Origin of the sequence: Paracoccus methylovorus (assembly GCF_016919705.1) — a bacterium.
GTDB lineage: Bacteria > Pseudomonadota > Alphaproteobacteria > Rhodobacterales > Rhodobacteraceae > Paracoccus > Paracoccus methylovorus.
The window spans coordinates 392327-416987 of the sequence record NZ_CP070369.1 but is presented as its reverse complement, the minus strand read 5'-3'; the positions used below and the strand labels follow the sequence as shown (position 1 = coordinate 416987).

Below are 24661 nucleotides of genomic sequence, written 5' to 3'. Positions count from 1 at the left end.
TAATCATACAACCGAAATCGTCCGCTTTCGCATTGATCGCCCGAGGAGCAAAAAAGACGTGCAAAACCCCGTTTCGAAAAAAACCCGTTCCATTCCGGGCGACCGGTTGCGGCGGCGTGGCGATGTGAAACGCGAAGTGGTGCTGGAGACAGCGGTTGCGATGTTCAACGAAAAGGGCTTTCGCGCAACCTCGCTTGATGACGTGGCCAAGCAGTTGGGCGTAACAAAACCAACGGTTTATCAGTATGTTTCGGGCAAAGAGGAAATCCTGTTCGACTGCGTCAAGCGCGGACTGGAAATGATTCGCACCGCGGCGGAAACCGTGCCGGAGGGCCGGCATACCGGCCGTGACCGGCTGGAGGCGGTGATGCATTCCTATGCCATCGCCATGACCAAGGACTTTTGCCGTTGCGTCACGCGGATCGCCGACAGCGAGTTGAGCGCTGACAGCCGGCGCGAATTCCGTCGGCTCAAGCGCGAAATCGACGCATTGTTGCGCGAGATCGTGCAGTCAGGCATGGATGACGGCTCTTTGCAGCACGGCGATCCCCGCATCATCACCTTTACGCTCAGCGGCGCGCTGAACTGGATTGGTCGCTGGTACGAGCCCTCTGGTCAGATGAGCCCCGAATTCATCGCCTCAAACATGGTCCGCACATTGCTGGGCGGGCTGGAAAGGCGGTGAGTTTCCCTCGCGTGTGGTTCCACGGAACGCGAAGATAACCGAACCGCTCTCTGGGCTGTAAATCGCGCAGACAGCACCCCTGCCGCAAGCCGGTCCATTTAGACAAGTCGACATGGACCCCGGCTTGCGCTCAGGATGGGCCGAAGGTTGTTTCCGAGGCAGTCATGTTACAGGCCCGCGTCCTTCTGTCCTTCGCTCTTTTGTTTACGCCGACTTCTGTGCTGGCCGAGCCTTTGACCGGGCGATGGTCGGGCACCTATGCCTGCAATTCGCTCAGCGGCGCACATTTCACGCTGGAGACCGAGCAGACCGGGAACGGCATCATTTCCGGCACCTTTTCCTTTGAGACGGGGTCAGGCAGTCGCGCCCACAAAGGCGCCTACAAGGTCATGGGCCGGGGCGGCACGGATGGCTTCCGGCTGCAGCCACGCGACTGGATCGAGCGCCCTCCGGGCATCGAGGCCCTCGCCCTGAACGGCAGGATCCGCGACGACGGCGCCGTGATCGAGGGCGAGATGGAGGGTTGCACCCTGAACGACAAGTTCCTTGGTGCGTCGACCGAGAAAATGGCCGCGCGGCTGGAGGATGCGAACAGCGAACCTGTGCCGCCGACCATGGGCGGGCCGTCCGGGCTGTGGAAGGGAGAGGTGACTTGCCGCGGCCCGCGCAAGACCACGCTTTCGCACCCTATCGAGGTGGTCGTTCTGACCGACGACAATCGCGTTGCGGCGGATGCCCGGGTGCATCTGCCCGCCCGCCAGCAGGGTGGCGCATCTATCGAGCAGCGCACGGTCCTTGGCGGCGAAAGCGCCGAAGGGAGACTGGAACTTACGGGCCTTGGTAATTTTTCCTCTGGCGGGCAGCGGCTGCCGATCAACAGCTTGTCCTTGGCGGGCGATGGTCCCTCGCTCAGCGGCCAGATCAATATGCGCGGCTGTGACGAGGTGACGCTGACCCATGCCGGCGCCCCCGACACCCCGCCCCTGCCTGACACAGTGACTGGCAGTTGGGTCGGTACCGCCGAGCAGCAGAACGGCGCCATCGCCATGCGTTTCGAGCTGCGAAATGGCACGGCTGGCGGTTTTGGCGAGCTTCGTCTCAGCGCACCGGCACATCTGCCCATGGAACAGCGCAGCAAACTGCATCTCGTCATGATGCCGGTGGGAAAGCTGAACGGATGGCAGGTGATGTTGCCGGTCGGCCAGCGCGCCTTTGACATTTCGCAAGCCGAGGTCCGACGCCATACCTCGGGTCCCGTCGGTCCCTTGGCGAAAGCTGGCGCCTTTCTGGTGTCGGAAACAACGAATGGCGCGCTTGAGGTTGTGGCGCTGATCCGGCAGGGCGATTTCACCAATGCTGCTTCTTTCACTCCCGGCGATCCGCCGCGACCCAATGTCAGAATCCTGGCCATGCAGCGCGCTGAAGCCGGGCTTGCCGATGCCGTCGCCTCGGGCGAAACCCCGCCCGTGATCTTTCCCGACACGATTGGGGGAACACTGGTCGCCGCGCGTTCGCGCGAGGCGCAATGCGCGGTCTTGCACGAATGGATCCGCCCCTATTCCGAGGGCAAGGATATGCGCAGGACAGTGATCGGCAACCTGCAACGCGAACTGGCCGAGGCCTTTACCGATGCCAATTTTGAGCCGGTCTTCGGCCTGCCCTTGGCCCTCCTGAACGATGAAGAGCGCAATGTGCTGGCCCGTTTCATACGTGAGAATTGCGAACAAGGACAGGGAATGGCCGATGTGGGCTTTGCCGGCGCCCATGTCATCGGGCACCAGAGGGGCTTTCGGGAAATGGTCAAGCGGCTGACCGATGTGGCGGAATCGTCGCGTTGGGCGGATATTGCGCTGGACGAGGCGCAGGCACTTTCCAGCACGGCGGATTCCCTTGGCCGGATAGAGCAGATGAAGGCCGGGACCAAAGACCGTGCGGCAGAGCTTTCGGCGCAGCAGATCAACCGGCTGGACGATGGGCTTGCCCTTCGCGCACGCGAGATACGGACGGATATCCTGCGCGCCGATATCGACCGCGACCTGCCCGCGCTTTCCGGCGGCAGCAAAGAGAATGGTGCGCTGGATCAGCTTTTGCTGTTGGCCGCACGCATCGCTGACGAGGATATTCTACCTGACGCACGGCGCGAACTGCATGATCGCATTGCGCCGCCCGCCCTGAAAATAAGCGGTGATTACGTGACCGCGGTGATCGCAGAGGTTCCCGCTCTGCCGGTCTCGTTGCAGGGTCTTGCGGAAGCCCGGCGCATGGGTGCGGTGCTTGATCCGATCGCGGATGCGATGCGCGCCCGCTTTGGTGTCGACCTTGGGCCGCGCATGGAGCCGCTGTATCTGCGCCGCGCCATGATAGAAAACGATCCGGCCGTACTTAACGCCTTTCGACAGCTTCTGGCGGACGTCCCCTCTGGCCGCGGCGTGAAAGGGGCGGTGCGTGACGTCGCGCTGCAATATGTCGATGAGGCGACGATGCAGCGCCTGCCTGAATATGGCGCCGTGTATAAGGCCGCGCTGGAAGAGGCCGAACTGCGTGCGATTACCATCACCGACAACAGTCGCGATCCCAGCCGGGATGAGCCGACCGCTAGGGACATCGCCAGCTTTGCGCTGGAGCGCGTGCGCGCGGTCAATGCGACCATCTCGCAAATGGAAGACGACTGTCTGCAAGGCACTGCGGCTATCGGCAACAACCCGGTGCGGGCGCTGGAGTGCCTGACCTTGCCTGCGGTCCTGACGGGACAAAAGGGCTTTGCCTCCGAGCTGGTCTCGATCACGAAAATATCCTGTTCGCCAGATGGCGGCGGTTTCCTGTGTTATTTCCAGCAAGACATACAATTCATCGGCCCCGGCGGCGCGCCGATAAATCTTGAGGATCTGGTCGGGACCTTCGGCGAAAGGGCGGCCCGGCAGGAGGTTCAGGATGCACGCTTCATTCCGGGCAAGAATGGCTGGCAAGTGATCTGGGGTGATATGCAATAGAGCGAGGGCAAGCTGGCGTTAAAGCTGCGTTTGCAAACCGGGGTAAGTCCACAGACCCAGGGGAATGAGGTGTGGCCAGCATACTCCGGGCAGATGGGATGGCGACCCGGGCGTGACAATCAACGGCATTTCAAGTTAGCTTTAATGCGTGGCCGGGCGAGGATCTGACCAGGACCGGGCTGGCAGCATGAACCAGCCGCAGCCCTCTCGACAGGGCTCACGATCAACGCGCGGCACCCAGATACAGGATCACTGCAATACGAAAGCACGCAAACGAAAGGCACAGATCATGACCAACACCAATCGGCGGAATATTCTGAAACTTGCCCTGACCGCTGCTGCGTTACCTGCCTTGCCGGGTCTGTTGCGGGCGGCCCCCGGCACCCCGGAATTTTCTCCGCAGCCCAATGACTGGCGCAGTTTCGAACTGCGCACCCAAGTCAGGCTTGCGCCGCAGGGTGCGACCCAGATCTGGTTGCCAGTGCCCTCGGTCGAAACGGATTACCAGCGAACCCTGGATCATGCTTTCACCGGGAACGCGACCGAAGCCGCCCTTGTCACCGATCCGGCCACCGGAGCACAGATGCTGCATGCCCGCTTTGACCCTTCGGTCTCCGAGCCGGTGGTGGAACTGGTCAGCCGCTTCCAGACCCGCAACCGCACCGTGGACTGGAACCGGACCTCGGACGTGCAGGAAGATCCCGCCGTGCTGGAGGCAGCGTTGAACGGATCCAGCCTGAAGCCTCTCGACGGCGTGGTGCTGGAACGCGCGCGCGAGATCACTCAGGGTGCAGGCACGGATCGCGAAAAGGTGGCCGCAATCTATGCATGGATCGTGAACCATTGCTATCGCAACATGGATGTTCCGGGCTGCGGGCCGGGCGATATTCAGGCCACGCTGACAACCGCCGGGCTTGGCGGGAAATGTGCTGATCTCAACGGGCTTTTTGTCGGACTGGCCCGTGCCTCGGGGGTGCCGGCTCGCGACATCTACGGCGTGCGCGTGGCACCGTCGGCCTTTGGCTACAAGCAGCTTGGCGCGAACAGCCCCGATGTGACCGGCGCGCAGCACTGCCGGGCCGAGGTCTGGTTGTCGGGCCTTGGTTGGGTCGCCATGGACCCCGCAGACGTTCTGAAGGTGATGCGTGCCGAGACAGACAACTGGATCAAGGATCCGGCCCATCCGCTGGTAGCGCCGGTCAATGCGGCGCTGTTCGGGAATTGGGAGGGCAACTGGGTCGCCTATAACGCGGCCAGCGATGTGACCCTGCCCGGAGCACCTGCGGACGCAGCCCTGCCCTTCCTGATGTATCCGCAGGGCTTGAACGCCAAGGGTCGGCTAAACGAACTGGACGCCAAGGCCTTCACCTATGAAATGACCGCGCAAGAGATCTGAAGCCATCGCCAAAGGGCGTCCGGCAGGACCGGATGCCCTTTCGGAACGACAGGGGCTTGTTGCATTCCACCGTCTCAGCCCCGGGGCGCACAACCCAGCGCAAGCGAGATGGCGCGAGCAGCCTCCACCACCTGCGGCGCAATTTCCTTGAGCTGCTTGCGCTTGATGCGCGAGTCGGGCCCGGACATGCCGATGGACCCAGCCAATTCGCCCGAGCGATTCAGGATCGCGCAGGCACAGGCGGCGATACCGTCGCGCCATTCGCCCTCGGGGACGAGGGCATAGCCCTGTTCACGCGCAAGGCGGATGTCATCGCGCAGTTCGGCCAGTGTTGTCCGTGTGGTGTCGGTATAGCGCACCATCCGCCCTTCGAAACGATCCAGGTAATCGTCGGGCATATGGGCAAGCATCGCCTTGCCGGTCGCAACCGTATAAGCCGGGGCGCGCGAGCCGACACTGGTATGGGCGCGAATGTGATGCGCACTTTCGATCTTGTCGAGATAGACCACCTCGCTGCCGTCCAGTACGGACAGATGCACCGTTTCTCCGGTCTGTTCGGCCAGCCGGATCATGGCGGGGCGGGCGATCTGGGTCAGGTCCATCCGGCGGATCACATGGCTGCCCAGTTCCCAGATGCGCGTTGTCAGCTCATAATGGCTTTGCGGTGGCACCTGCCGGACGTAACCCTGCGAGATCAGGGTGGCCAGCAGGCGATGCACATTGCTTTTCGTCAGCTCAAGCTCATTGGCAAGATCGGTCACGCCACGCGGCTGGTCGCTTAGCGCAAGCGCCTCGATCAGCCGCAAACCCTTTATGAATGCCTTGTCCATGTCCGGCTTGGTCTTCCCTTGCTGGCACGGGCCAAAATGGCCCGCGCGACTGTTATACATGGCTTGGGGCCGTACCGAACAGGTCGGCCCCGGCGTCATTTCGCCAGAAGCGCGTTCAGCTGTTCCTGCCCGTATTCCTCGTTCGTGGTGGTGCCTTGACCCGATGCGGCGCCCCAGTAATCCGGGCTCCATGCGATGGCCTTGGCAAGGTTCTCGGGATTGTTTGCCCAGTATTTGCTGATTTCCGCATCCGCCGCCTCATAGACCAGCGGAGAGGGCAGCGCGACGGGATAAACCGAGGTCAGCTGGGCTGCACGCTCGGCATCCAGCCGCCAGGACAGCAACTTCAGCGCGTTGTCGTAGTTCGGTGCGCCCTTCGGGATCGAGAAGAAGTCGTAATAGACAAAGCCCTGATTCCATTCGACCTCAAGCGGTGCGCCCTCAAGTGCAAGGATCGAGGACGAGCCGGTATAGGCCATGCACATATCCGCCTCGCCATCCAACAGCAGTTGCGGCGCCTGTGCCGAGGTCGTCCACCATTTCGAGACATGCGGCTTGATCTCGGCGATCTTCTTCAGCGCGCGCTCCATGTCGACGGGGTAAAGCTCGTCCTTGGGCACACCATCGGCCATCAGCGCGGCCTCCATGACAAAGCGCGGCCACGCGGGCAGGCAACGCTTGCCGGGGAATTTCTCGGTGTCCCAGAAATCGGCCCAACTTTCCGGCTGCTCGCTGGAATACACGTCGGTGTTATAGACCATGCCAACGCCGATCACCTGCAAGGCCACGCCCTTGGGACGCTTGAGGTTGTCCGGCATCGTCGCCAGCGTCTTCTGCGCCTCGGGCGACAGCTTGGAATAGTCGATGTCGGCCAGGCAACAGTCACCCAGCAGCTTGGTTTCCTGATCGAAGATGAAGGTCAGGTCCCATTCGGCCTTCCCGGCCTCGACCTGCGCCTTGATGCGGGGGCCCGAACGCGCCTCTTGCACCGTCACCACGTCGATGCCGGTTTCCTTTTCAAAGGGCGCATACATCACCTCGCGCAGCGCATCGCCATAAGCGCCGCCGGGGTCCTGCATCACCACCTCGCCTTGGGCCAGCGCCGGGCCGGCCAGCAGCGTGGCCAGAGCCAGCACCGAGACCATGCCGGTTGCCTTCTTGTTCACTTGCAACATTTCATCCTCCTCCATTGGATTTTCTTTGGTTCACGCGGCTTTGCCACGGGTCAGCACGGGGCGGGCCAGAATGATGCCACCCACGACCAGCAGCACTTCTAGCGTCGAGACGACGGCCAGAACCGGGTTCAACTGATAGTTGATGTCGGCCCACAGCATCAGCGGCAGTGTCTTCATGCGTGGACTGGACAGGAACAGCGACAGCACCAGTTCGTCGAACGAGTGCAGGAAGGCGAAAAATACCGCCGCCGCCAATCCCGGCGCAATGGCGGGCAGCGTCACCGTGCGGAACACGGTCAGCGGCGAGGCGCCATGCACGGCCGCCCCCTGTTCCAGCCGCTGGTCCACCGCCTGCAACGAGGCAGCGACGATTACCACCACGATGGGGATACCGCCGATCGCATGGGCGGCGGCAAGGCCCAGATAGGTGCCGACCAGCCCCAGTTTCAGAAACAGCGCGTAAAGCGACAGGCCCAGCACCACCGGGGGCACGATCATCGGGCTGACCAGCAGCAGCATCACCGCTGATTTGTAGCGGATATTGCTGCGCACGATGCCCATGGCCGCCGTGGCGCCAAGGCTGACCGAGATGACCGCCGACAGCGTGGCAATGCCCAGGGAGTTCCAGAAGGCCGTCATCCAGTTGCTGTCGGAAAAGAATTTCTCATACCAGCGCAGCGACCAGTCGGGCGGCGGAAAGGTCAGGTAGCTGGCCTTGCTGAACGAGATCACCATGACGACGATAATCGGCACGATCAGCGCGGTAATCACGAAGCCGCCCATGATCCGCACCGTCCAGCGCCCCCAGCCGGCGGGCAGCAGACCCATCAGCCGCAACAGTGGCCAGCCCAGCAAATCGGCCAGCATCATGGCGATGCCGCGACGTGGCGGCTGGGCACGGGCAGCGGGCGCCGCGACGGGTTTCGCCGGTGCATCGCCCATCTTGCCGCCGCCCCAGATGAATTCGAAACCCATGATCCGGCCCGCCACGCCCACCACGACCAGCGTGATCACCAACAGCACCACGGCCAGTGCCTGCAGGAAGCCTTGGCCGGTGATGGAATCGGCCTGCTGGGTGATATGCATGGCGAACATCTGGTCGCCCGGCCCGCCCAGCAGCGTCGGCGTGATGAAAAAGCCCAGTCCGGCCACGAAGACCAGCAGGAACCCCGCGCCGATGCCGGGCAGCGTCAGAGGCAGCAACACACGCCAGAACACTGCCAGCGGCCCCGCGCCGGATGCCAAGGCGGCACGCGTCAAGCTCTGGTCCAGCCGGGCGACGGATGCGTAAATGCTCAGCACCATCAGCGGCAGCAGCACCGCGGTCATGCCCAGCAGCACCGACCCCCGGTTGAACAGCAGTGCCAGGGGCGAGTCGATCAGCCCCAATGTTTGCAGCAGCTTGTTGATCGGCCCGTTGCGACCCAGCAGCACCATCCACGCATAGGTGCGGATCAGGATGGCGATGAAATAGGGCAGGATCACCGCCGTCGCGATCAGCACTTGCACGATCCCGCGCGTGCGATGGATCAGCAACGCGGTCGGATAGCCCAGCAGCACGCAAAGACAGGCCACCGTAAAGGCGATCTGCATGGTGCGCAGCAGCGATTCCCAATAAAGCGGAACCGTGAACACCCGCTCGAAATGCGTGGACCAGGTCGGACCGGACATGCTGACCCGAAACAGGTCGATAAGCGGCAGCAGGTAGATCACCGAAAGGAACAGCACCGCCGGCACAAGCAGCAGCGCCGGATTCTTCAGCCGCTGCGCCAAGTCGGCACGGGCGGTCGAGCTCAGGCTTGCATCGGTCATGACAGCACCCAGCTGTCGGCCGCGCCCCAGCCAATATGCAGTTGCCCGCCGACGGGGGGTAGGTCGCGCCCGGCGATGTCGGGACAGCGGATCAGCAGGGTCTGGCCGTCATCCAGCACCACCTCGATCCGCAGCACCTCGCCCAGAAACAGCGCCGAAGTCACGGTCGCGGACATGCTGCCCGGCACAGGCGCGTCATGCAGCGCGATCCGCTCGGGGCGAACCAGCACGGTGGCCTTGTCGTTGTGAATGCCGTTGCGCGATTCCGCCTCGAAGACATGGCCGGCGGGTGTGCGCAGCGTCAGGATACGGCCGTTGCGGCCGATCACCTGCGCGTCGATCAGATTGCTTTCACCGACGAACGAGGCGACGAACCGGCTTTGTGGGCGACGATAAAGCTCGGCGGGAGGGGCGATCTGCACGATATGGCCGGCATCCATCACCGCGATGCGGTCGGACATGGTCAGCGCCTCGGACTGGTCGTGGGTGACGAACAGGATGGTGCTGCCGATGGTCTGGTGCAGCTCGCGGATCTCGATCTGGATCGATTCGCGCAACCGGCGGTCCAGCGCGCTCAGCGGCTCGTCCATCAAGACGACGCGCGGGCGCATGACGATGGCGCGGGCGATGGCGACGCGCTGCTGCTGGCCGCCCGACATCTGCGAGGGCAACTTGCCGGCGTGATCCGACAGCCGCATCATCTCAAGCGTTTCCGCCACGCGCCGATCGGTGTTCGTGCGGTCGATCTTGGCCATGCGCATGGGAAAGGCCACGTTCTGCGCCACGGTCATGTTGGGAAACAGCGCATAGCTTTGAAACACCATGCCAAAGCCGCGCCGATGCGTGGGCACGTTCTGGATCGGCGCGCCATCGACCAGAATCTGGCCCTCGTCCAGAGCCTGGAAACCCGCCAGCAGGTTCAGCAGCGTGGTCTTGCCGCTGCCCGACGGGCCAAGCAGCGTAATGAATTCGCCCGGCTTGATGTCCAGACTGATGCGGTCGGCCGCAACAAAGTTGCCGTATCTCTTGACCACGTTGCGAATCGATATGCCCGAGCCGATCGACTCTTGCGAGCGGATGGTTCCAGCCGCTTGTATTTCCGGCGTTTCAAGGCGCAACTCGCGCCGCGCCAATGTCTGCGCCATGCTCTCCTCCAGCGTTCTATATTACAGAACGTCATTCCGTATTTCATTTTCGGTGCTCTGGCCCACTTGTCAAGATAATCTGCACCGCAACGCAAAAACGGTTAAAACTGGCAGAAAGGAATGGATTGACTTGCAAGTTTGGCTCTGCCTATCATGATTTTCAGAATGATGTTCTATAATTTGGAACACGGTGCTGACCGCGCCGAAGGGTTGGGGGAAACATCATGCCAGACGATTTACGGGCCTTGGCCAGCCGTATCCGGCCCGGCATGTCGCTGGCGCTACCGGTGGACTATGCCGGTGTTTCCATGGCGATGACCCGGCCGCTGATCGAACATGGCGCGGGCGATCTGCACCTGGTCTGTGTACCGACCGGGGGGTTGCAGGTCGATCAACTGATCGGTGCCCGGCTGGTGCGCAGCGTCGAAACCAGCGCCGTTTCGCTGGGAGAGGCCGGCGGCGCACCCCGCTTCAATCAGGCGGTGCGGGCAGGCGACATCCAGATCCTCGACGCAACCTGCCCGGCGATCCATGCCGGGCTGATGGCGGCGCAAAAAGGCGTGCCCTTCATGCCGATGCGCGGGCTGATCGGCTCGGATGTGCTGGCCAATCGCAGCGACTGGCGGGTGATCGACAATCCCCTCTGCCCCGGCGATCCCATCGCGCTGATCCCGGCAATCCGCCCCGATGTGGCAATCTTCCATGCCCCCATGGCCGACCGCGACGGTAATGTCTGGATCGGCCGCCGCCGCGAACTTGCCGCCATGGCCTATGCCGCGCCCGAAACACTGGTCACGGTCGAGCGGATCGTGGATCGCAGCCTGCTGGCGGATGAGATCACCGCAGCGGGCACCCTGCCCGCGCTTTACGTCACCGCCGTGGCGCATGCGCCGCGCGGGGCCTGGCCCTATGGGCTTTGGGGCGAATATGCCACCGACACGGCCGAACTGATGCGCTATGCCGCCGCCGCCCGTACGCCGCAGGGCTTTGCCGAATACATGGCCCAAGAGGTGTCGGCATGACTGCCCTGCCCCGCGAAATCCTGATCTGCACCATTGCCCGCTTGCTGGACGGCGTGCGCCATGTCGCGGTCGGCGCCTCGTCGCCCATGCCGGCCGCAGGCGCGATGCTGCGGCGCGCGCTGGATGAAGGGCGGCAACAGGTGCGGCTGTCGATCCTTGGTTCGGTCGAACATAATTTCTTCACCAATGGCTCGGCCGAGCTGTTCGACAGCGCCGGACAGGGGCGGCTGGATGCGTTTTTTCTGGGCGGCGGTCAGATCGACGGACAGGCCAATGTGAACCTTGTCGGCGCGGGCGACTATCCGCAGGGCAAGGTGCGCTGGCCCGGCTCTTTCGGCTCGGCCTATCTTTATTTCACCGTGCCGCGTGTGATCTTGTTCCGCGAAGAACACTCCCCCCGCGTCTTTGTGGACAAGGTCGACTTCATCAGCGCCCCGGGGGTCAGCGAGCCGGGCGTCCATCGCCCCGGCGGGCCGGTGGCGCTGCTGACCAGCAAGGCGCTGTTCAGCTTTGACAAGACGCGGCCGGGCTTCACGCTGGAAAGCATCCACCCCGGTCATGATCTGGAACAGATCCGCGCCGCGACCGGCTTCGCCTTCGCGCATGCCGCGACGCCCGCCGCGACGCCCGCCCCCGATGCCGCCACGCTGTCGCTGCTGCGCGGTCGGGTCCTGGACGAGCTTGCCGAAACCTATCCCGCCTTCGCCGCCGAATGGCGCCGCGACCTGGCGGCCATGATCTCCGAAGGGGCAACCGCATGATCAATACCGGCTCACTGGCCAATCTCAAGATAGTCGACGCCAGCCGGGTGCTGGGTGGTCCCTATGCCGGTCAGATCCTTGCCGATCATGGCGCAGACGTGATCAAGCTGGAGCCCCCGGCAGGCGACGAGACGCGCGGCTGGGGCCCGCCCTTTCTGGGGGATGCGGCCAGCTATTTCCTTGGCCTGAACCGCAACAAGCGCGGCATCGCCGTGGACCTGTCGCAAGAGATGGGGCGCGAGTTGCTGCTGACGCTGCTGGAAGACGCCGATGTGCTGATCGAGAACTTCAAGACCGGCACCATGGAGCGCTGGGGCCTTGGGCACGATGAATTGGCGCGCCGCTTTCCCCGGCTGATCCATTGCCGGGTCTCGGGCTTCGGTTCGGACGGACCCAGGGGCGGGCTGCCGGGATACGACGCCGCCATCCAGGCCCTTTGCGGCATCATGAGCGTGAACGGCGAACAGGGCGGCCAGCCCCTGCGCGTCGGCCTGCCGGTGGTGGACATGGTGACGGGCCTGAATGCCGCGCTGGGTATCCTGATGGCGTTGAACGAACGCGCGACCAGTGGCAAGGGCCAGTTCGTCGAGGCCAGCCTTTACGACTGCGGCGTCTCGCTGCTGCATCCGCATCTGCCGAATTACTATCTGTCGGGCAAGGTGGCCGGGCCTTCGGGCAACGCGCATCCCAACATCTGCCCCTATGACACTTTCACCACCGGGACCGAACCGATCTTTCTGGCCGTGGGAAACAACCGACAATTCGCCACGCTTTGCACCATGATCGACCGCCCCGACCTGCCCGGCGATCCGCGTTTCGCCAGCAACAGCCAGCGCAACATCAATCGCGACGCGCTGAAAGAGCAGTTGGAGGCGGCGCTGGCACCCTTTGATTGCGCCGATCTGTCGGAACGGCTGATCAAGGCCGGCGTGCCCTGCGGTGCGGTGCGCAGCATCGATCAGGTGATTGCCGATCCGCACACGATCCACCGCGAGATGGTGGTGGACATCGGCGAATATCGGGGCACTGGCAGTCCGATCAAGCTGTCCCGCACCCCTGCCAGCTATCGCCGCGCGCCCCCCGCCTTTGCCCAGCACAGCGCCGAGGTCATGGCCGAACGCGCTCTGGACCCCGACAGCTATCGCGACGTGCTGCCGGGCCTTGATCCCGAACCGCAAGCCAAGAGAAAAGCATGACGGACAGCCTGACCATCGGTATTATCGGCGACGGCTTCATGCAGCCCGGTTTCTTTGAAACTGCGCTGCGCGAGAAACTGCCGGATCGCAACCTCGACATCCGCAGCATGGAGATCGACTGGCCGCTGCGGCTGAAGTCCACCAAATACGACCCGACCCTGCCCGTCGGCGAATTCGTCGGCCGGCCCGAGGAATATTTCGACTTCCTGCGCGATCTGGACATCCTGATCACCCATCTGGCACCGATCACCGCCCAAAGTCTGGACCATGCGCCCGGGCTGAAGGCCATCGGGGTCTCTCGCGGCGGGCCGGTGAATATCGAAATGGCGGCGGCCCGTGCACGCGGCATCCCGGTGGTGAATACGCCCGGCCGCAATGCCTCGGCGGTGGCAGAGTTCACCGTGGCCTCGCTGTTGGCCGAAACCCGCAACCTGATCCGCGGCCACATGACCGTGGCCAGCGGCGAGTTCGGGCGCGAGTTCTATCACTATGCCAATACCGGCCCCGAGCTTTGCGAACTGACCGTGGGCATCGTCGGCTATGGCGACATCGGCACAAGGGTCGCGCGGCTGCTGCAACCCTTTGGCTGCCGCATCCTGATCTATGACCCGTTCAAGGAACTGACCGCCGAGGAAAAGGCCGCCGGTTTCGAAAAGGCTGATCTGGACGACCTGATGGCCCGCGCCGACGTGGTGACGCTGCACCCCCGCGTCACGCCGGAAACCAAGGGCATGATCTCGCGCGAGCGGATCGCGATGATGAAGCCGGGCGGCTATATCGTGAACACCACGCGCGGGCAGGTTCTGGACTATGCGGCGCTTTATGACGCGCTGGTTTCGGGACAGCTCAAGGGCGCGGCGCTGGATACGTTCGAACCCGAGCCGCCGCCCGCCGACTGGCCGTTGCTGAAACTGCCCAATGTCACGCTTTCGCCGCATATCGCCGGCGCCTCGCGCTATTCCGCGATCAAGGCCGCCACCATGCTTGCCCACGACATCGCGCTGATCGTCGACGGCCGGCCACCGCTCCACCCCTGCAAATGAGGTTCCCGATGACCGAAGAAGAACGCGCCCTGCGCTCCGAACTGATCGAAGCCTGCCGCAGCATGAACCGGCTGGGCATCAACAAGGGCACCTCGGGCAATATCAGCGTCCGTCATGGCGACGGCTTCCTGATCTCACCCACCGGGATTCCCTATGACAAGCTGCAACCGGAACATGTCGTGGCGATGAACTGGGACGCGACCTATGAAGGCGAGGTCCAGCCCTCGTCCGAATGGCGTTTTCACCGCGACATCCTGCAAGCCCGGCCCGACCTGAACGCCGTAGTCCATACCCATTCGACCCATGCCACGGCGCTGTCGATCCTGGGTCGCGACATTCCCGCGATCCATTACGTCATCGCCGCTGCTGGCGGCAACTCTGTCCGCTGCGCACCCTATGAGCTGTTCGGCACCCAGGAACTGGCCGACCGCGTGGTCACCGCACTGGAAGGTCGCCGGGCCTGCCTGATGGCGCATCATGGCGTCATCGCTGCCCATGCCAATATCGCCCGCGCCCTGGCGCTGGCCGTCACGGTCGAGGAGCTGGCCAGGCAATATCTGCTGTGCCTGCCTTTGGGCGAGCCCCCGGTTCTCTCGGACGAGCAGATCGCCGAGGTTCTGGTCAAGTTCAAGACCTACGGCCAGCAAAGCAGTGCTGCGCTGGAAGGGCTGCGACAGGCATCCTGAATCATGGCTCCGGTGCTTCTCTGCCTCGATTCCGGCACCACTTCTGTCAAGGCGGCGGCCTTCGACGGACAGGGTCGCCTGTTGGCCGGGGCCGAGCGTCCGAACGGTGCCCTGCACCGCGACGGGCTGCGGGTCGAACAGGACATGGACCTGACCCGCGCCGAGGCTCTGGCTGTGCTGCGCGATTGCGCGGCGCAGGTTGCGGGAAACGTGGCGGGGTTGATCGTCACCGGACAGGGCGATGGTCTTTGGCCGGTGGATGTTGCCGGCCGTCCGGTCGGGCGGGCACTGACATGGCTGGACGGGCGCGCGCGCGGGCTGGTGGCAGACATGGCGCCGGCGCTTGACGCGGTGCAGGCGGCGACCGGATCGCGACCGACCGCCGCCGCGGCCAGCCTGCAACTTTTGTGGCTGCAACGGAACGACCCTGCCCGCCACGCCCGGATCGCCCATGCCCTGCGGTTAAAGGAATGGCTGTTCCTGTCGCTGACCGGTCGCGCGCTGGCCGAGCCGACCGCACTGTTGCCGGTCTGGGGCGACTGGCGCAGCGGCGCGCTGACGCCGGTAGTGGCGGAAAGTCTTGGCCTGTCGCGTGGCACCGAGCTATTGCCCGAACTTTCCCCGGTGGGCGCGGCGCGCGCCGGCCTGTCGGAGGAGGCTGCCCAAGCGACCGGCCTGCCGCAGGGTCTGCCGGTGCTGCTGGGACCGGGCGATGTTCAGGCCACGCTGATCGGCCTTGGTCTTGGCAGTCGGCAGGGCGTGACCCGTGCCTCGATCTTCGGCACCAGCGCGATCCACGCCTGCTTGCTGGACGATCCGGCGGCCATGTCGCAGGCCCCAGCCGGCGCAATGATCCAGCAATTCACGCTGGGACCCGGCTATCTGTGCTTTCACCCGTGTTTCAACGGCGCCACGCTGCTGCAGCATCTGTCGCGCCGCTTTGCCGACCTGCCCGCCGCGCCTGCGCCGGACTACTCGGCCCTGATCCTGCACCCCTTCCTTGAGCCCGGCGGCGAGCGCGCGCCCTGGACCGATCCCCATGCCAGCGGCGCCCTGTTCGGACTTGGCGCCGCAACCACGCCGGGGCAGATCGCCTGGGCGGGACGCGAGGCGCTGGCCTTCGTCACCCGAGCCAGCCATGCAATGATGGGGGCGCCGGATGGCGCGTTGTCATTGGGCGGCGGGCTGGCGGGCGACGGGCATTTCGCCCAATTCCTGGCGACGCTGACCGGTTGCACGGTGCAGCGCAGCCCCGGTTCTCATGCCGGGCTGCGCGGGCTTGCCGCCGTCGGGGCACGTTTCCTGCTGGATGCGCCGGACCCCGCCGTCTGGATCGGCAACCCCGAGCAAAGCCTTGCGCCCGAACCCGGTCCCGTCGCAGCTTATGCCGAACGCAAATACCGCCTCTTTACCGCGCTGCTGGAAGCCTCGGCCCCGTTCTGGGAACCGCTTTCCAACCTGCGTGCCGAGGCCGAACGACTGATGGAGACCCCATGAACGGCGCCGATCTTTTGTGTGAAACCCTGCTGGCGAACGGCATCGACACCTGCTTTGCCAATCCCGGCACGTCCGAGATGCATTTCGTCGCGGCACTGGACCGTCAGCCACGGATGCGTTGCGTGCTGGGTCTGTTCGAGGGCGTGGTGACCGGCGCCGCCGACGGCTATGCCCGCATGGCCGACAAGCCCGCCGCCACCCTGCTGCATCTGGGGCCGGGGCTGGCGAACGGGTTGGCGAACCTGCACAACGCGCGGCGCGCGCGCTCGCCCATCGTGAACGTCGTCGGCGATCATGCGACCTATCACCTGCAATATGACGCACCCCTGACCAGCGACATCGACAGCCTTGCTTGGCCCATGTCGCATTGGGTGGGCCGGACCGAGTCCGCCGATGCTGTGGGAGAGCGCACGGCGCAGGCGATCGCCGCCGCACGGACCGGCGCGGGCGGCATCTCGACCCTGATCCTGCATGCCGATGCGGCATGGACGGAAACCTCGGCCGCCGTTCCCGCTGTCGTGGCCCTGCCCTCGCCCGCCACGCCCGACCCCGCACGCATCCGCGAGGCGGCCGAGGCGCTGCGCAATGGCAAGCGCACCACCATTCTTGTCACCGGCACCGCCCTGCGCGCGCCACAGGCCGAGATGCTGGACCGTATCGGACAAAAGACCGGCGCCCGCATCATGGCGCAGCAGGCCAATGCCCGGATGCAGCGCGGCGCGGGCCGGGTGGCACTGGATCGCGTGGCCTATGTCATCGATCAGGCGCTGGCGAATTTCGACGGGACCGAGCAGATCCTGCTGATCGGCGCAAGCGTTCCGGTCGGTTTCTTCGCCTATCCCGGCAAACCCGGGCTGATGCTGCCCGAGGGCTGCCGCGTGATCGCCATGGCGGACGCAGACGACGACCTGCCCGCGGCCATCGCGGCGCTGGCGCAGGAAACCGGCATGGCTCCTGCCGCCCGGCTGACGGAACACGGCGCCCCTGACATGCCCAATGGCGCGCTGACCCCTGACGCCATCGCCATCGCGCTGGCGCATCTGATGCCCGAGAACGCCATCGTCTGCGACGAATCCGTAAGCTCGGGGCGGGATTTCTTCCGCTCGACCCATGGCGCTGCGCCGCATGATTTCCTGCAACTGACCGGTGGCGCCATCGGCGAGGGTATCCCCATGGCCATCGGTGCCGCCGTGGCCTGCCCCGACCGCAAAGTGATCGGACTGCAAGCCGACGGCAGCGGCATGTATACCGTGCAGGGCCTGTGGACGCAGGCGCGAGAGCGGCTGGACGTGGTGACCATCATCTTTGCCAATCGTCTTTACAAGATCCTGCATGGCGAGCTGAAGAATGTCGGCGCGGGCGCCCCGGGTGAAAACGCCCGGCGAATGCTGGACCTTGACGATCCGGCGCTGGACTGGGTGCATATCGCGAATGGCATGGGGGTCGAGGCCGCCCGTGCCGATACCGCGGAAGCCTTTTTCGACCTGCTGCGTTCCGCCATGTCGCGCAAGGGGCCGTTCCTGATCGAAGCCGTGCTGTAAAAGGGGCCAGCCATGATCCGCCGCATCCCGCATTGCAGCCATTGGGGCGCCTATACCATCCTGGTGGAGGATGGCCGGATCACGGGTGTCGAACCGCTGGCCGAGGACCCCGCACCCTCGGCCATCATCCATTCCGTCGCCGAATGGGCCCGGCCCGAACGTCGCGTCCTGCGGCCCATGATCCGCGAGGGTTGGCTGGCCAAGCGCGAACACAGCGATCGCAGCGGTCGCGGGGCTGAGCGTTTTGTCGCCGTCCCCTGGGACGAGGCGCTGGATCTGGTCGCCAACGAGATCACGCGCGTGGCGGACACCCACGGCAATGCCTCGATCTTTGCCGGCAGCTATGGCTGGACGTCCTGCGGGCGGTTCCATCATGCCTCTTCGCTGCTGAAGCGGACGCTGAATCTGGTCGGCGGCTATACCGGCCATGTCGATACCTATTCCATCGCCGCCGGTCCGGTGATCCTGCGCCATGTGCTGGGCGACGACCGCGCTTGCGGCGGGCAGGCCAATACGCTGGACGATATCGCCGAGAATACGGAAACGCTGGTGGTCTTTGGCGCCATGTCGCCGCGCACCGCACAAAGCGAAGCCGGCGGCATCGGCGCGCATTATCTTGAGGGCTATCTGCGCCGGATCGCGGAACGCGGTGTGCGGGTGATCCATGTCTCGCCGCTGCGCGACGACCTGCCGGAATGGGTGGGCGCGGAGTGGTGGCCGATCCGACCCAATACCGACGCGGCACTGATGCTGGGACTGGCGGGCGAAATCGTGGCGGCCGGGCGGCACGACGCCGATTTCCTGCACCGTTGCACCAGCGGGTCTTTGGAATTCCTGGCCTATCTGGGCGGCGATGCGGACGGGCAGCGCAAGGATGCCGCGTGGGCCTCGACCATCACGGGCCTGCCCACCGACGCGATCCGGGCTCTGGCGCGGCGGCTGGTGGACAGCCGCAGTATGCTGACCGTCAGTTGGGCCTTGCAACGTGCCCATCATGGCGAGCAGCCTTTCTGGGCTGCGCTGGGGCTGGCGGCCGTAGTGGGCCAGATCGGCCTGCCGGGCGGTGGCGTCGGCTATGGCTACGGCTCGCTTGGCGGAGTGGGTGCGCCCTTCTCGGTCGGCAAGTCGCCGGGCATGTCGCAGGGGGCCAAGCCCATCGACAGTTTCATCCCGGTTGCACGGATCAGCGACATGCTGCTGAATCCCGGCACACCCTTTACTTATCAGGGCGAGACGCGGAACTATCCCGACACGCGGTTGGTCTATTGGGCGGGCGGCAATCCCTTTCACCATCATCAGGACCTGAACCGGCTTTCCAAGGCATGGACACGACCCGAGACGATCATCGTGCAGGACCCGATGTGGACCGCAACTGCGCGGCGGGCCGATATCGTGCTGCCGGCCTCGACCTCGATCGAGCGCAACGATCTGGCGGGCAACAAGCGCTGCGACCTGATCCTGGCCATGCGGCAGGCCATCGCGCCGCTGGGCCAGTCGCGCTCGGATTTCGACATCTTCGACGCGCTGGCCCAACGGCTGGGCGTAGGCCCTGCCTTCAACGAGGGCCGGGACGAGATGGGCTGGATCCGGCATCTTTACGATGAAAGCCGCACGCACGCCCTGCGCGCGCATGGCTTCCTGATGCCCGCGTTCGAGACGTTCTGGGAACGCGGCCACGCCCCGGTGCCGGTGCAGCGCAACCATGTCTATCTGGCCGGTTTCCGGCAAGACCCGGCGGGCAACGCGCTGGATACGGAAAGCGGGTTGATCGTGCTGGGCAGCAAGACGCTGGCGCAACTGGAACACGACGACTGCCTGCCGCATCCGGCGTGGCTGCCGCCGGCCGAATGGCTGGGCAAGGCCGGAAGAGACGAGTTGCACCTGATCTCGCACCAGCCGCAGGGCCGGTTGCACAGCCAGTTGGAGACGGGTGCGGCCAGCATGGCCGACAAGCGCCACGGGCGCGAACAATTGCGACTGAACCCCGCCGATGCACAGGCGCGCGGCATCGCAGACGGTGCGACCGTGCGGCTGTGGAACGCGCGGGGCGCCTGCTTGGCCTCGGCTTGCATCAGCAGCGACACCGCGCCCGGCGTGGCCGTGCTGCCAACGGGGGCGTGGTTCACGCCTGTCGGGGACGGTCCGGAAATCTCGGGCAACCCCAATGTGCTGACGCTGGACATCGGCACCTCGGCCTTTGGGCAGGGTTGTTCCGCCCATACCTGCCTGATCCGCGTCGCGCCCTATGCCGGCGACAACCGCGACCCGATGCGGACCTATCAATCACAACTGGCAGAAATCCTGCCCGACCTGGAGAATACCCCATGACCGAAGCCCCCGTCAGCCGCTTTGCCGTTCCCAGCCTCGCCGACATGCCCGAGGATATCCGCACCCGCATCGAGGCGGTGCAGGAGAAATCGGGCTTCATCCCGAACGTGTTCCTGACGCTGGCGCATCGCCCGGACGAATTCCGCGCCTTCTTCGCCTATCACGATGCCCTGATGGACCGCCCCGGCAACCTGACCAAGGCCGAGCGCGAGATGATCGTCGTCGCCACCTCGACCGTGAACCAATGCCAGTATTGCGTCATCGCCCATGGCGCGATCCTGCGCATCCGCGCCAAGAATCCGCTGATCGCCGATCAGGTGGCGATCAACTACCGCAAGGCCGACATCACGCCCCGGCAAAAGGCGATGCTGGATTTCGCCATGAAGGTCTCGGCCCGCGCGCACGAGGCTGGGGACGAGGACTTCGCGACGCTGCGCAGCCATGGTTTCGACGACGAGGATATCTGGGACATCGCTGCCATCGCCGCCTTCTTCGGCATGTCGAACCGCCTTGCCAATGTATCCAGCATGCGGCCCAATGACGAATTCTACGCGATGGGTCGCTGATCATGGCGGTCGGCTACAGGCAGATGCTGGACGAGGCCGATGCGGTGGTGCAATCGGTCACGATCGAGGAAGCGGCCGCGATGCGGGACGATCCTCAGGTGGTCCTGGTCGATATCCGCGACCCGCGCGAGCTTGAGCGCGAAGGGATGATTCTTGGTGCCTTTCACGCCCCGCGCGGAATGCTGGAGTTCTGGATCGACCCCGAAAGCCCCTATCACAAACCCCGCTTTGCCGAGGGCAAGACTTATGTGTTCTACTGCGCCTCGGGCTGGCGCTCGTTGCTGGCGGCAAGGGTGGCGCAAGAGATGGGGCTGGACGCGCGGTCTCTGCGCGGCGGCTTTGGGGAATGGCGCAAGGCCGGCCAGCCGGTGGCCGAGCGTGCGGCAAAAGGATAAGCACCGCCCCCGATTGCCGGGGCGGACGAGGGGAGAATGATGACCAAATACGACCAAGGACTGGACCGCCTTGCGGCCAACCATCAGCCGATGACGCCGATATCCTATCTGCAGCGGGCGGCGCGAACCTCTCCCGACCACCCGGCGGTGATCCATGGCCGCCAGCACCACAGCTATGCCCGGCTCTGGTCCGATTGCCGCCGGTTGGCCTCGGCACTGGCTGGCCGGGGCATTGGCCGGGGCGATACCGTCTCGGTTATCCTGTCGAACACGCCGCCCATGATCCACGCCCATTTCGCGGTGCCGATGGCCGGGGGCGCGGTGCTGCATTCGATCAACACCCGGTCGGACGCCGCAACCGTGGCCTTTCAGCTGGACCACGCGGAAAGCCGTATACTGATCGTGGATCGCGAGTTTTCGGCGATGGCCGCTGAAGCGCTGGCGCTGGCCAAGGTCCGTCCGCTGGTGATCGACTTTGACGATGCCGAATATCCCGACGATGCCCCCCACCCCAAGGGAGAACCCATCGGCGATCTGGACTATGAACAGTTCCTGGCCGAGGGCGACGCAGAATTTGCCGGCTCCCTGCCCGGCGACGAATGGGACGCGATTTCCCTGAACTATACCTCGGGCACGACGGGCAACCCCAAGGGTGTCGTTTGCCACCATCGCGGCGCGGCCCTGATGGCCCTGAACAACGTCATCCATGCCGGGTTGGGCAAGCATCCGGTCTATCTGTGGACGCTGCCGATGTTTCACTGCAACGGCTGGTGCTTCCCGTGGGCCGTGCCGGTGCAGGCGGGCACGCAGGTCTGCCTGCGCTGGGTTCGTGCAGGCGCGATCTACGACGCCATCGCCGATCACGGCATCACGCATCTGTGCGGAGCGCCCATTGTCATGTCCACCCTGCTCAACGCCCCGGACGAACAGAAACGCAGCTTTCCCCAGCAGGTGGTCTTTAACACCGCTGCGGCGCCACCACCCGAAACGGTCCTGCGTGCCATGGCCGATGCGGGTTTCAGCGTGACCCATCTTTACGGCCTGACGGAAACCTATGGCCCGGCCGTGGTCAACGAATGGAACCCCGCGTGGGACGTGCTGCCCGCACCCGAGCAGGCGGCGCGCAAGGCGCGGCAGGGTGTGCGCTACCTGTCGCTGGACGATCTGGCGGTGATGGACCCGGAAACCATGCAACCCGTGCCCGCCGACGGCCAGACACTCGGCGAGGTGATGTTTCGCGGCAATGCGGTGATGAAAGGTTATCTGAAGAATCCCGAGGCCACGGCGGCGGCTTTTGCCGGCGGCTGGTTCCATTCCGGCGATCTGGCGGTGATGCATCCCGACGGCTATATCCAGCTCAAGGACCGCTCCAAGGACATCATCATCTCGGGTGGCGAGAACATCTCGTCCATCGAGATCGAGGAACAGCTTTACCGCCATCCCGCGGTTGCAGCTTGCGCGGTGGTCGCCATGCCCAGCGAGAAATGGGGCGAGACCCCCTGCGCCTTCGTGGAATTGCGCGACGGCTGCGAGGAAACCGAGGCCGGCCTGATCGCGCATTGCCGGACCGGGCTTGCGGGCTACAAATGTCCGTCGCGGGTGGTTTTCGGACCATTGCCCAAGACCTCGACCGGCAAGACCCAGAAATTCGCCCTGCGCACGCAGGCAGCAGAGCTGGCGCGGGCGCCGGTGTAAGGCAATGGGACCGGGTCGCCCCGGTCCCTGCAAAGCCTATGCGCCGATGTCGATGATCACGCGGCCCCGGATCTGGCCCGCGACGATGTCGGCCGCAAGCTCGGGCAGCTTCGACATGGGTTCGACCCGCGCGATGCTGGCCAGATGCGCCTTGTCCAGATGCGCGGCAAGCGTCGCCCAGGCCCGGTCGCGCTTTGCCTGCGGCGCCATCACGCTGTCGATGCCCAGCAACGCAACCCCGCGCAGGATATGCGGCATGACCGTCGCGGGCAGATCAAAGCCGCCCGCCAGCCCACAGGCCGCGACCGCGCCGCCGTAATTGATCTGCGCCAGCACATTGGCCAGTGTGGTCGAGCCCACGCTGTCCACGGCCCCCGCCCAGCGTTCCTTTTGCAGCGCACCGCCCTTTTCGGCCAGCGTGGCGCGATCCAGAAAGCCGGTAGCCCCCAACCCGGCCAGATAATCATGCGTCTCGGGCCGGCCGGTGGCGGCAGTGACGGTATAACCCTTGGCCGACAGCAGGCTGATCGCGGTCGAGCCGACGCCCCCTGCCGCACCGGTGACCAGAACCTCGGCGCCGCCGGGGCGGATCGCGCCCCAATCCTCAAGCGCATCGACACAAAGCGCGGCGGTATAGCCGGCCGTGCCGATAGCCATGGCGTCCTGCAACGAAAACTGCTCAGGCAGGCGGGTCAGCCATTCGGGTTTCAGTCGCTGGAACCGGCTGTAGCCGCCCCATTCTGTTTCGGACAGGCCCCAGCCGTTCACGATCACCTTGTCGCCCGGCTGCCAGCGATCCGAGCGACTTTCGACCACGGTGCCGGCAATATCGATCCCCGCCACCATCGGCAGGCGGCGGGCAATGCGGCCCTTGCCGGTGATCGCCAGCCCGTCCTTGTAGTTCAGTGTCGAATAGGCGACCTCGACCAAGACGTCATGGTCGGGCAGCGCATCGCGGGTCAGGTCGCGGAACGCAGCCACCGGCTTGCCGCCCTGATCCTCGATCAGCAGGGCACGGAATGTTTCGGTCATGGGGTTCCTCCTGAGGGTTTGTCGGTATTGCGGCGAGCAAGTGCCTGATCCAGCACGGTGCGCATGGTTTCGACATGGTCGCGCATCAGTCGCGCTGCCGTCTCGGCGTCGTGGGCGGCAATGGCCGCGCGGATGTGTTCATGCGCAGTAACGGTGCGGCGGCGTTCGTGATCGCGATAGATCAGCATATTGGTGATCGGAATGAAGCTCTCGATCATCGCGTGCATCATCAGTTGCAACGGGCCGTTGCCCGTGGCCTGCACGACCGCGCGATGGAAACGGACGTCCGAGGCGCAGAACTCCTCGTCCGACAGTGCCTCGTCCCGCTGCAAGGCGATCTCGGCGGCCATTGCCGCAAGATCGTCATCGCCGCGATTCTGCGCGGCAAGACGGCAGCACAGCGCCTCGGTCTGCATCCGCGCCGTCACGATCTCGTCGATATCGAAACGGCCCATGCCGACCAGCAGCGTCGCCGTATCGGTAATGGTGCGCGCCGCGCCATCGGCATCGGGGCGGTTGACGAAGGTGCCGCCCGCAGGCCCCCGGCGCGAGCGGATCAGGTTCTGCGCCGCCAGCACCTTGAGCGCCTCGCGCACCGTGGGACGCGAGATGCCAAAGCGCCGTGCCAGTTCCTCTTCGGTCGGCAGGCGTTCGTCCACCGCAAGCCGGCCTTCAAGAATGGCGGTTCGGATCAGGTCGGCCACCTGCCGGGCCAGACCGCCGCGTACGATCTCGTCATATTGCAGGGTCATCGGCATCCTTTCGTTTCACGCAGGCTAACAGAATAGCGCAAAACATAAAAGGTATGACAAATATAAAATTGCCTATGGCCTTTGCGGCAAGGTTCTCATCATGCTTGGCAGGCT

The 24661-nt window shown here is 64.8% G+C and carries 20 protein-coding genes; 14 read left to right on the top strand and 6 right to left on the bottom strand.

The genetic code is table 11. The features are described from left to right. The first annotated feature begins 58 nt into the window (after positions 1-58). From JWJ88_RS12830 to JWJ88_RS12820, 3 genes are all read left to right on the top strand, one after another. Positions 59-685: a TetR/AcrR family transcriptional regulator gene (locus JWJ88_RS12830; RefSeq protein WP_240200239.1), complete on the top strand. Its 627-nt coding sequence runs from the start codon at positions 59-61 to the stop codon at positions 683-685. A 164-nt stretch (positions 686-849) separates the two neighbouring features. Further along, entirely contained in the window at positions 850-3675 is a 2826-nt protein-coding gene (locus tag JWJ88_RS12825) for a hypothetical protein (RefSeq protein ID WP_205295343.1), read from the top strand. 289 nt (positions 3676-3964) lie between these two features. Then, entirely contained in the window at positions 3965-5071 is a 1107-nt protein-coding gene (locus JWJ88_RS12820) for a transglutaminase-like domain-containing protein (RefSeq protein WP_205295342.1), read from the top strand. A 74-nt stretch (positions 5072-5145) separates the two neighbouring features. Here JWJ88_RS12820 and JWJ88_RS12815 read toward each other — a convergent pair whose 3' ends face one another. From JWJ88_RS12815 to JWJ88_RS12800, 4 genes are all read right to left on the bottom strand, one after another. After that, positions 5146-5901 (bottom strand): IclR family transcriptional regulator, encoded by a 756-nt coding sequence (locus JWJ88_RS12815; protein WP_205295341.1) that lies wholly within the window; start codon positions 5899-5901, stop codon positions 5146-5148. Between the two features lie 95 nt (positions 5902-5996). Beyond that, the gene (locus tag JWJ88_RS12810; protein ID WP_205295340.1) at positions 5997-7076 is read right to left on the bottom strand and encodes an extracellular solute-binding protein; all 1080 of its coding nucleotides are present in this window, start codon (positions 7074-7076) and stop codon (positions 5997-5999) included. A gap of 30 nt (positions 7077-7106) precedes the next feature. Next, positions 7107-8888: an ABC transporter permease subunit gene (locus tag JWJ88_RS12805; RefSeq protein WP_205295339.1), complete on the bottom strand. Its 1782-nt coding sequence runs from the start codon at positions 8886-8888 to the stop codon at positions 7107-7109. Further along, positions 8885-10033, bottom strand: coding sequence for an ABC transporter ATP-binding protein (locus JWJ88_RS12800; RefSeq protein ID WP_205295338.1), 1149 nt, complete (start codon positions 10031-10033; stop codon positions 8885-8887). Before JWJ88_RS12800 ends, JWJ88_RS12805 begins: the two co-directional genes overlap by 4 nt. Before the next feature lie 224 nt (positions 10034-10257). Between JWJ88_RS12800 and JWJ88_RS12795 the strand changes: the two genes are divergently transcribed. Genes JWJ88_RS12795 through JWJ88_RS12745 form a run of 11 tightly spaced genes read left to right on the top strand, consistent with a single transcriptional unit; the run spans position 10258 to position 22763 of the window. Then, positions 10258-11055 carry a CoA transferase subunit A gene (locus JWJ88_RS12795; protein ID WP_205295337.1) on the top strand — a complete coding sequence of 266 codons (798 nt, stop codon included), beginning with the start codon at positions 10258-10260 and terminating at the stop codon, positions 11053-11055. Further along, on the top strand, positions 11052-11816 hold the full coding sequence (locus JWJ88_RS12790) for a CoA transferase (protein ID WP_205295336.1): 765 nt from the start codon (positions 11052-11054) through the stop codon (positions 11814-11816). The genes JWJ88_RS12795 and JWJ88_RS12790 overlap by 4 nt, the downstream gene beginning before the upstream one ends. Further along, complete coding sequence (locus JWJ88_RS12785) at positions 11813-13012, top strand: CaiB/BaiF CoA transferase family protein (protein ID WP_205295335.1); 1200 nt, start codon at positions 11813-11815, stop codon at positions 13010-13012. Before JWJ88_RS12790 ends, JWJ88_RS12785 begins: the two co-directional genes overlap by 4 nt. Then, on the top strand, positions 13009-14055 hold the full coding sequence (locus tag JWJ88_RS12780) for a 2-hydroxyacid dehydrogenase (protein ID WP_205295334.1): 1047 nt from the start codon (positions 13009-13011) through the stop codon (positions 14053-14055). The genes JWJ88_RS12785 and JWJ88_RS12780 overlap by 4 nt, the downstream gene beginning before the upstream one ends. 8 nt (positions 14056-14063) lie before the next feature. Then, complete coding sequence (locus JWJ88_RS12775) at positions 14064-14741, top strand: L-fuculose-phosphate aldolase (protein WP_205295333.1); 678 nt, start codon at positions 14064-14066, stop codon at positions 14739-14741. A gap of 3 nt (positions 14742-14744) precedes the next feature. Next, positions 14745-16238, top strand: coding sequence for an FGGY family carbohydrate kinase (locus JWJ88_RS12770; protein WP_205295332.1), 1494 nt, complete (start codon positions 14745-14747; stop codon positions 16236-16238). Beyond that, positions 16235-17779 (top strand): acetolactate synthase large subunit, encoded by a 1545-nt coding sequence (locus JWJ88_RS12765; RefSeq protein WP_205295331.1) that lies wholly within the window; start codon positions 16235-16237, stop codon positions 17777-17779. The genes JWJ88_RS12770 and JWJ88_RS12765 overlap by 4 nt, the downstream gene beginning before the upstream one ends. Before the next feature lie 12 nt (positions 17780-17791). Then, positions 17792-20107 carry a molybdopterin guanine dinucleotide-containing S/N-oxide reductase gene (locus tag JWJ88_RS12760; RefSeq protein WP_205295330.1) on the top strand — a complete coding sequence of 772 codons (2316 nt, stop codon included), beginning with the start codon at positions 17792-17794 and terminating at the stop codon, positions 20105-20107. After that, positions 20104-20673, top strand: a complete 570-nt coding sequence (locus tag JWJ88_RS12755; RefSeq protein ID WP_205295329.1) for a peroxidase-related enzyme — start codon at positions 20104-20106, stop codon at positions 20671-20673. Before JWJ88_RS12760 ends, JWJ88_RS12755 begins: the two co-directional genes overlap by 4 nt. 2 nt (positions 20674-20675) lie before the next feature. Beyond that, positions 20676-21068, top strand: coding sequence for a rhodanese-like domain-containing protein (locus tag JWJ88_RS12750; RefSeq protein WP_205295328.1), 393 nt, complete (start codon positions 20676-20678; stop codon positions 21066-21068). A 36-nt stretch (positions 21069-21104) separates the two neighbouring features. Next, complete coding sequence (locus JWJ88_RS12745) at positions 21105-22763, top strand: acyl-CoA synthetase (protein WP_205295327.1); 1659 nt, start codon at positions 21105-21107, stop codon at positions 22761-22763. A gap of 36 nt (positions 22764-22799) precedes the next feature. Here the strand turns inward: JWJ88_RS12745 and JWJ88_RS12740 are convergent, their stop codons facing one another. Both JWJ88_RS12740 and JWJ88_RS12735 read right to left on the bottom strand, forming a co-directional pair. Further along, positions 22800-23795 (bottom strand): MDR family oxidoreductase, encoded by a 996-nt coding sequence (locus JWJ88_RS12740; protein WP_205295326.1) that lies wholly within the window; start codon positions 23793-23795, stop codon positions 22800-22802. Continuing rightward, entirely contained in the window at positions 23792-24547 is a 756-nt protein-coding gene (locus JWJ88_RS12735; RefSeq protein ID WP_205295325.1) for a FadR/GntR family transcriptional regulator, read from the bottom strand. Before JWJ88_RS12735 ends, JWJ88_RS12740 begins: the two co-directional genes overlap by 4 nt. Between the last annotated feature and the right edge of the window lie 114 nt (positions 24548-24661).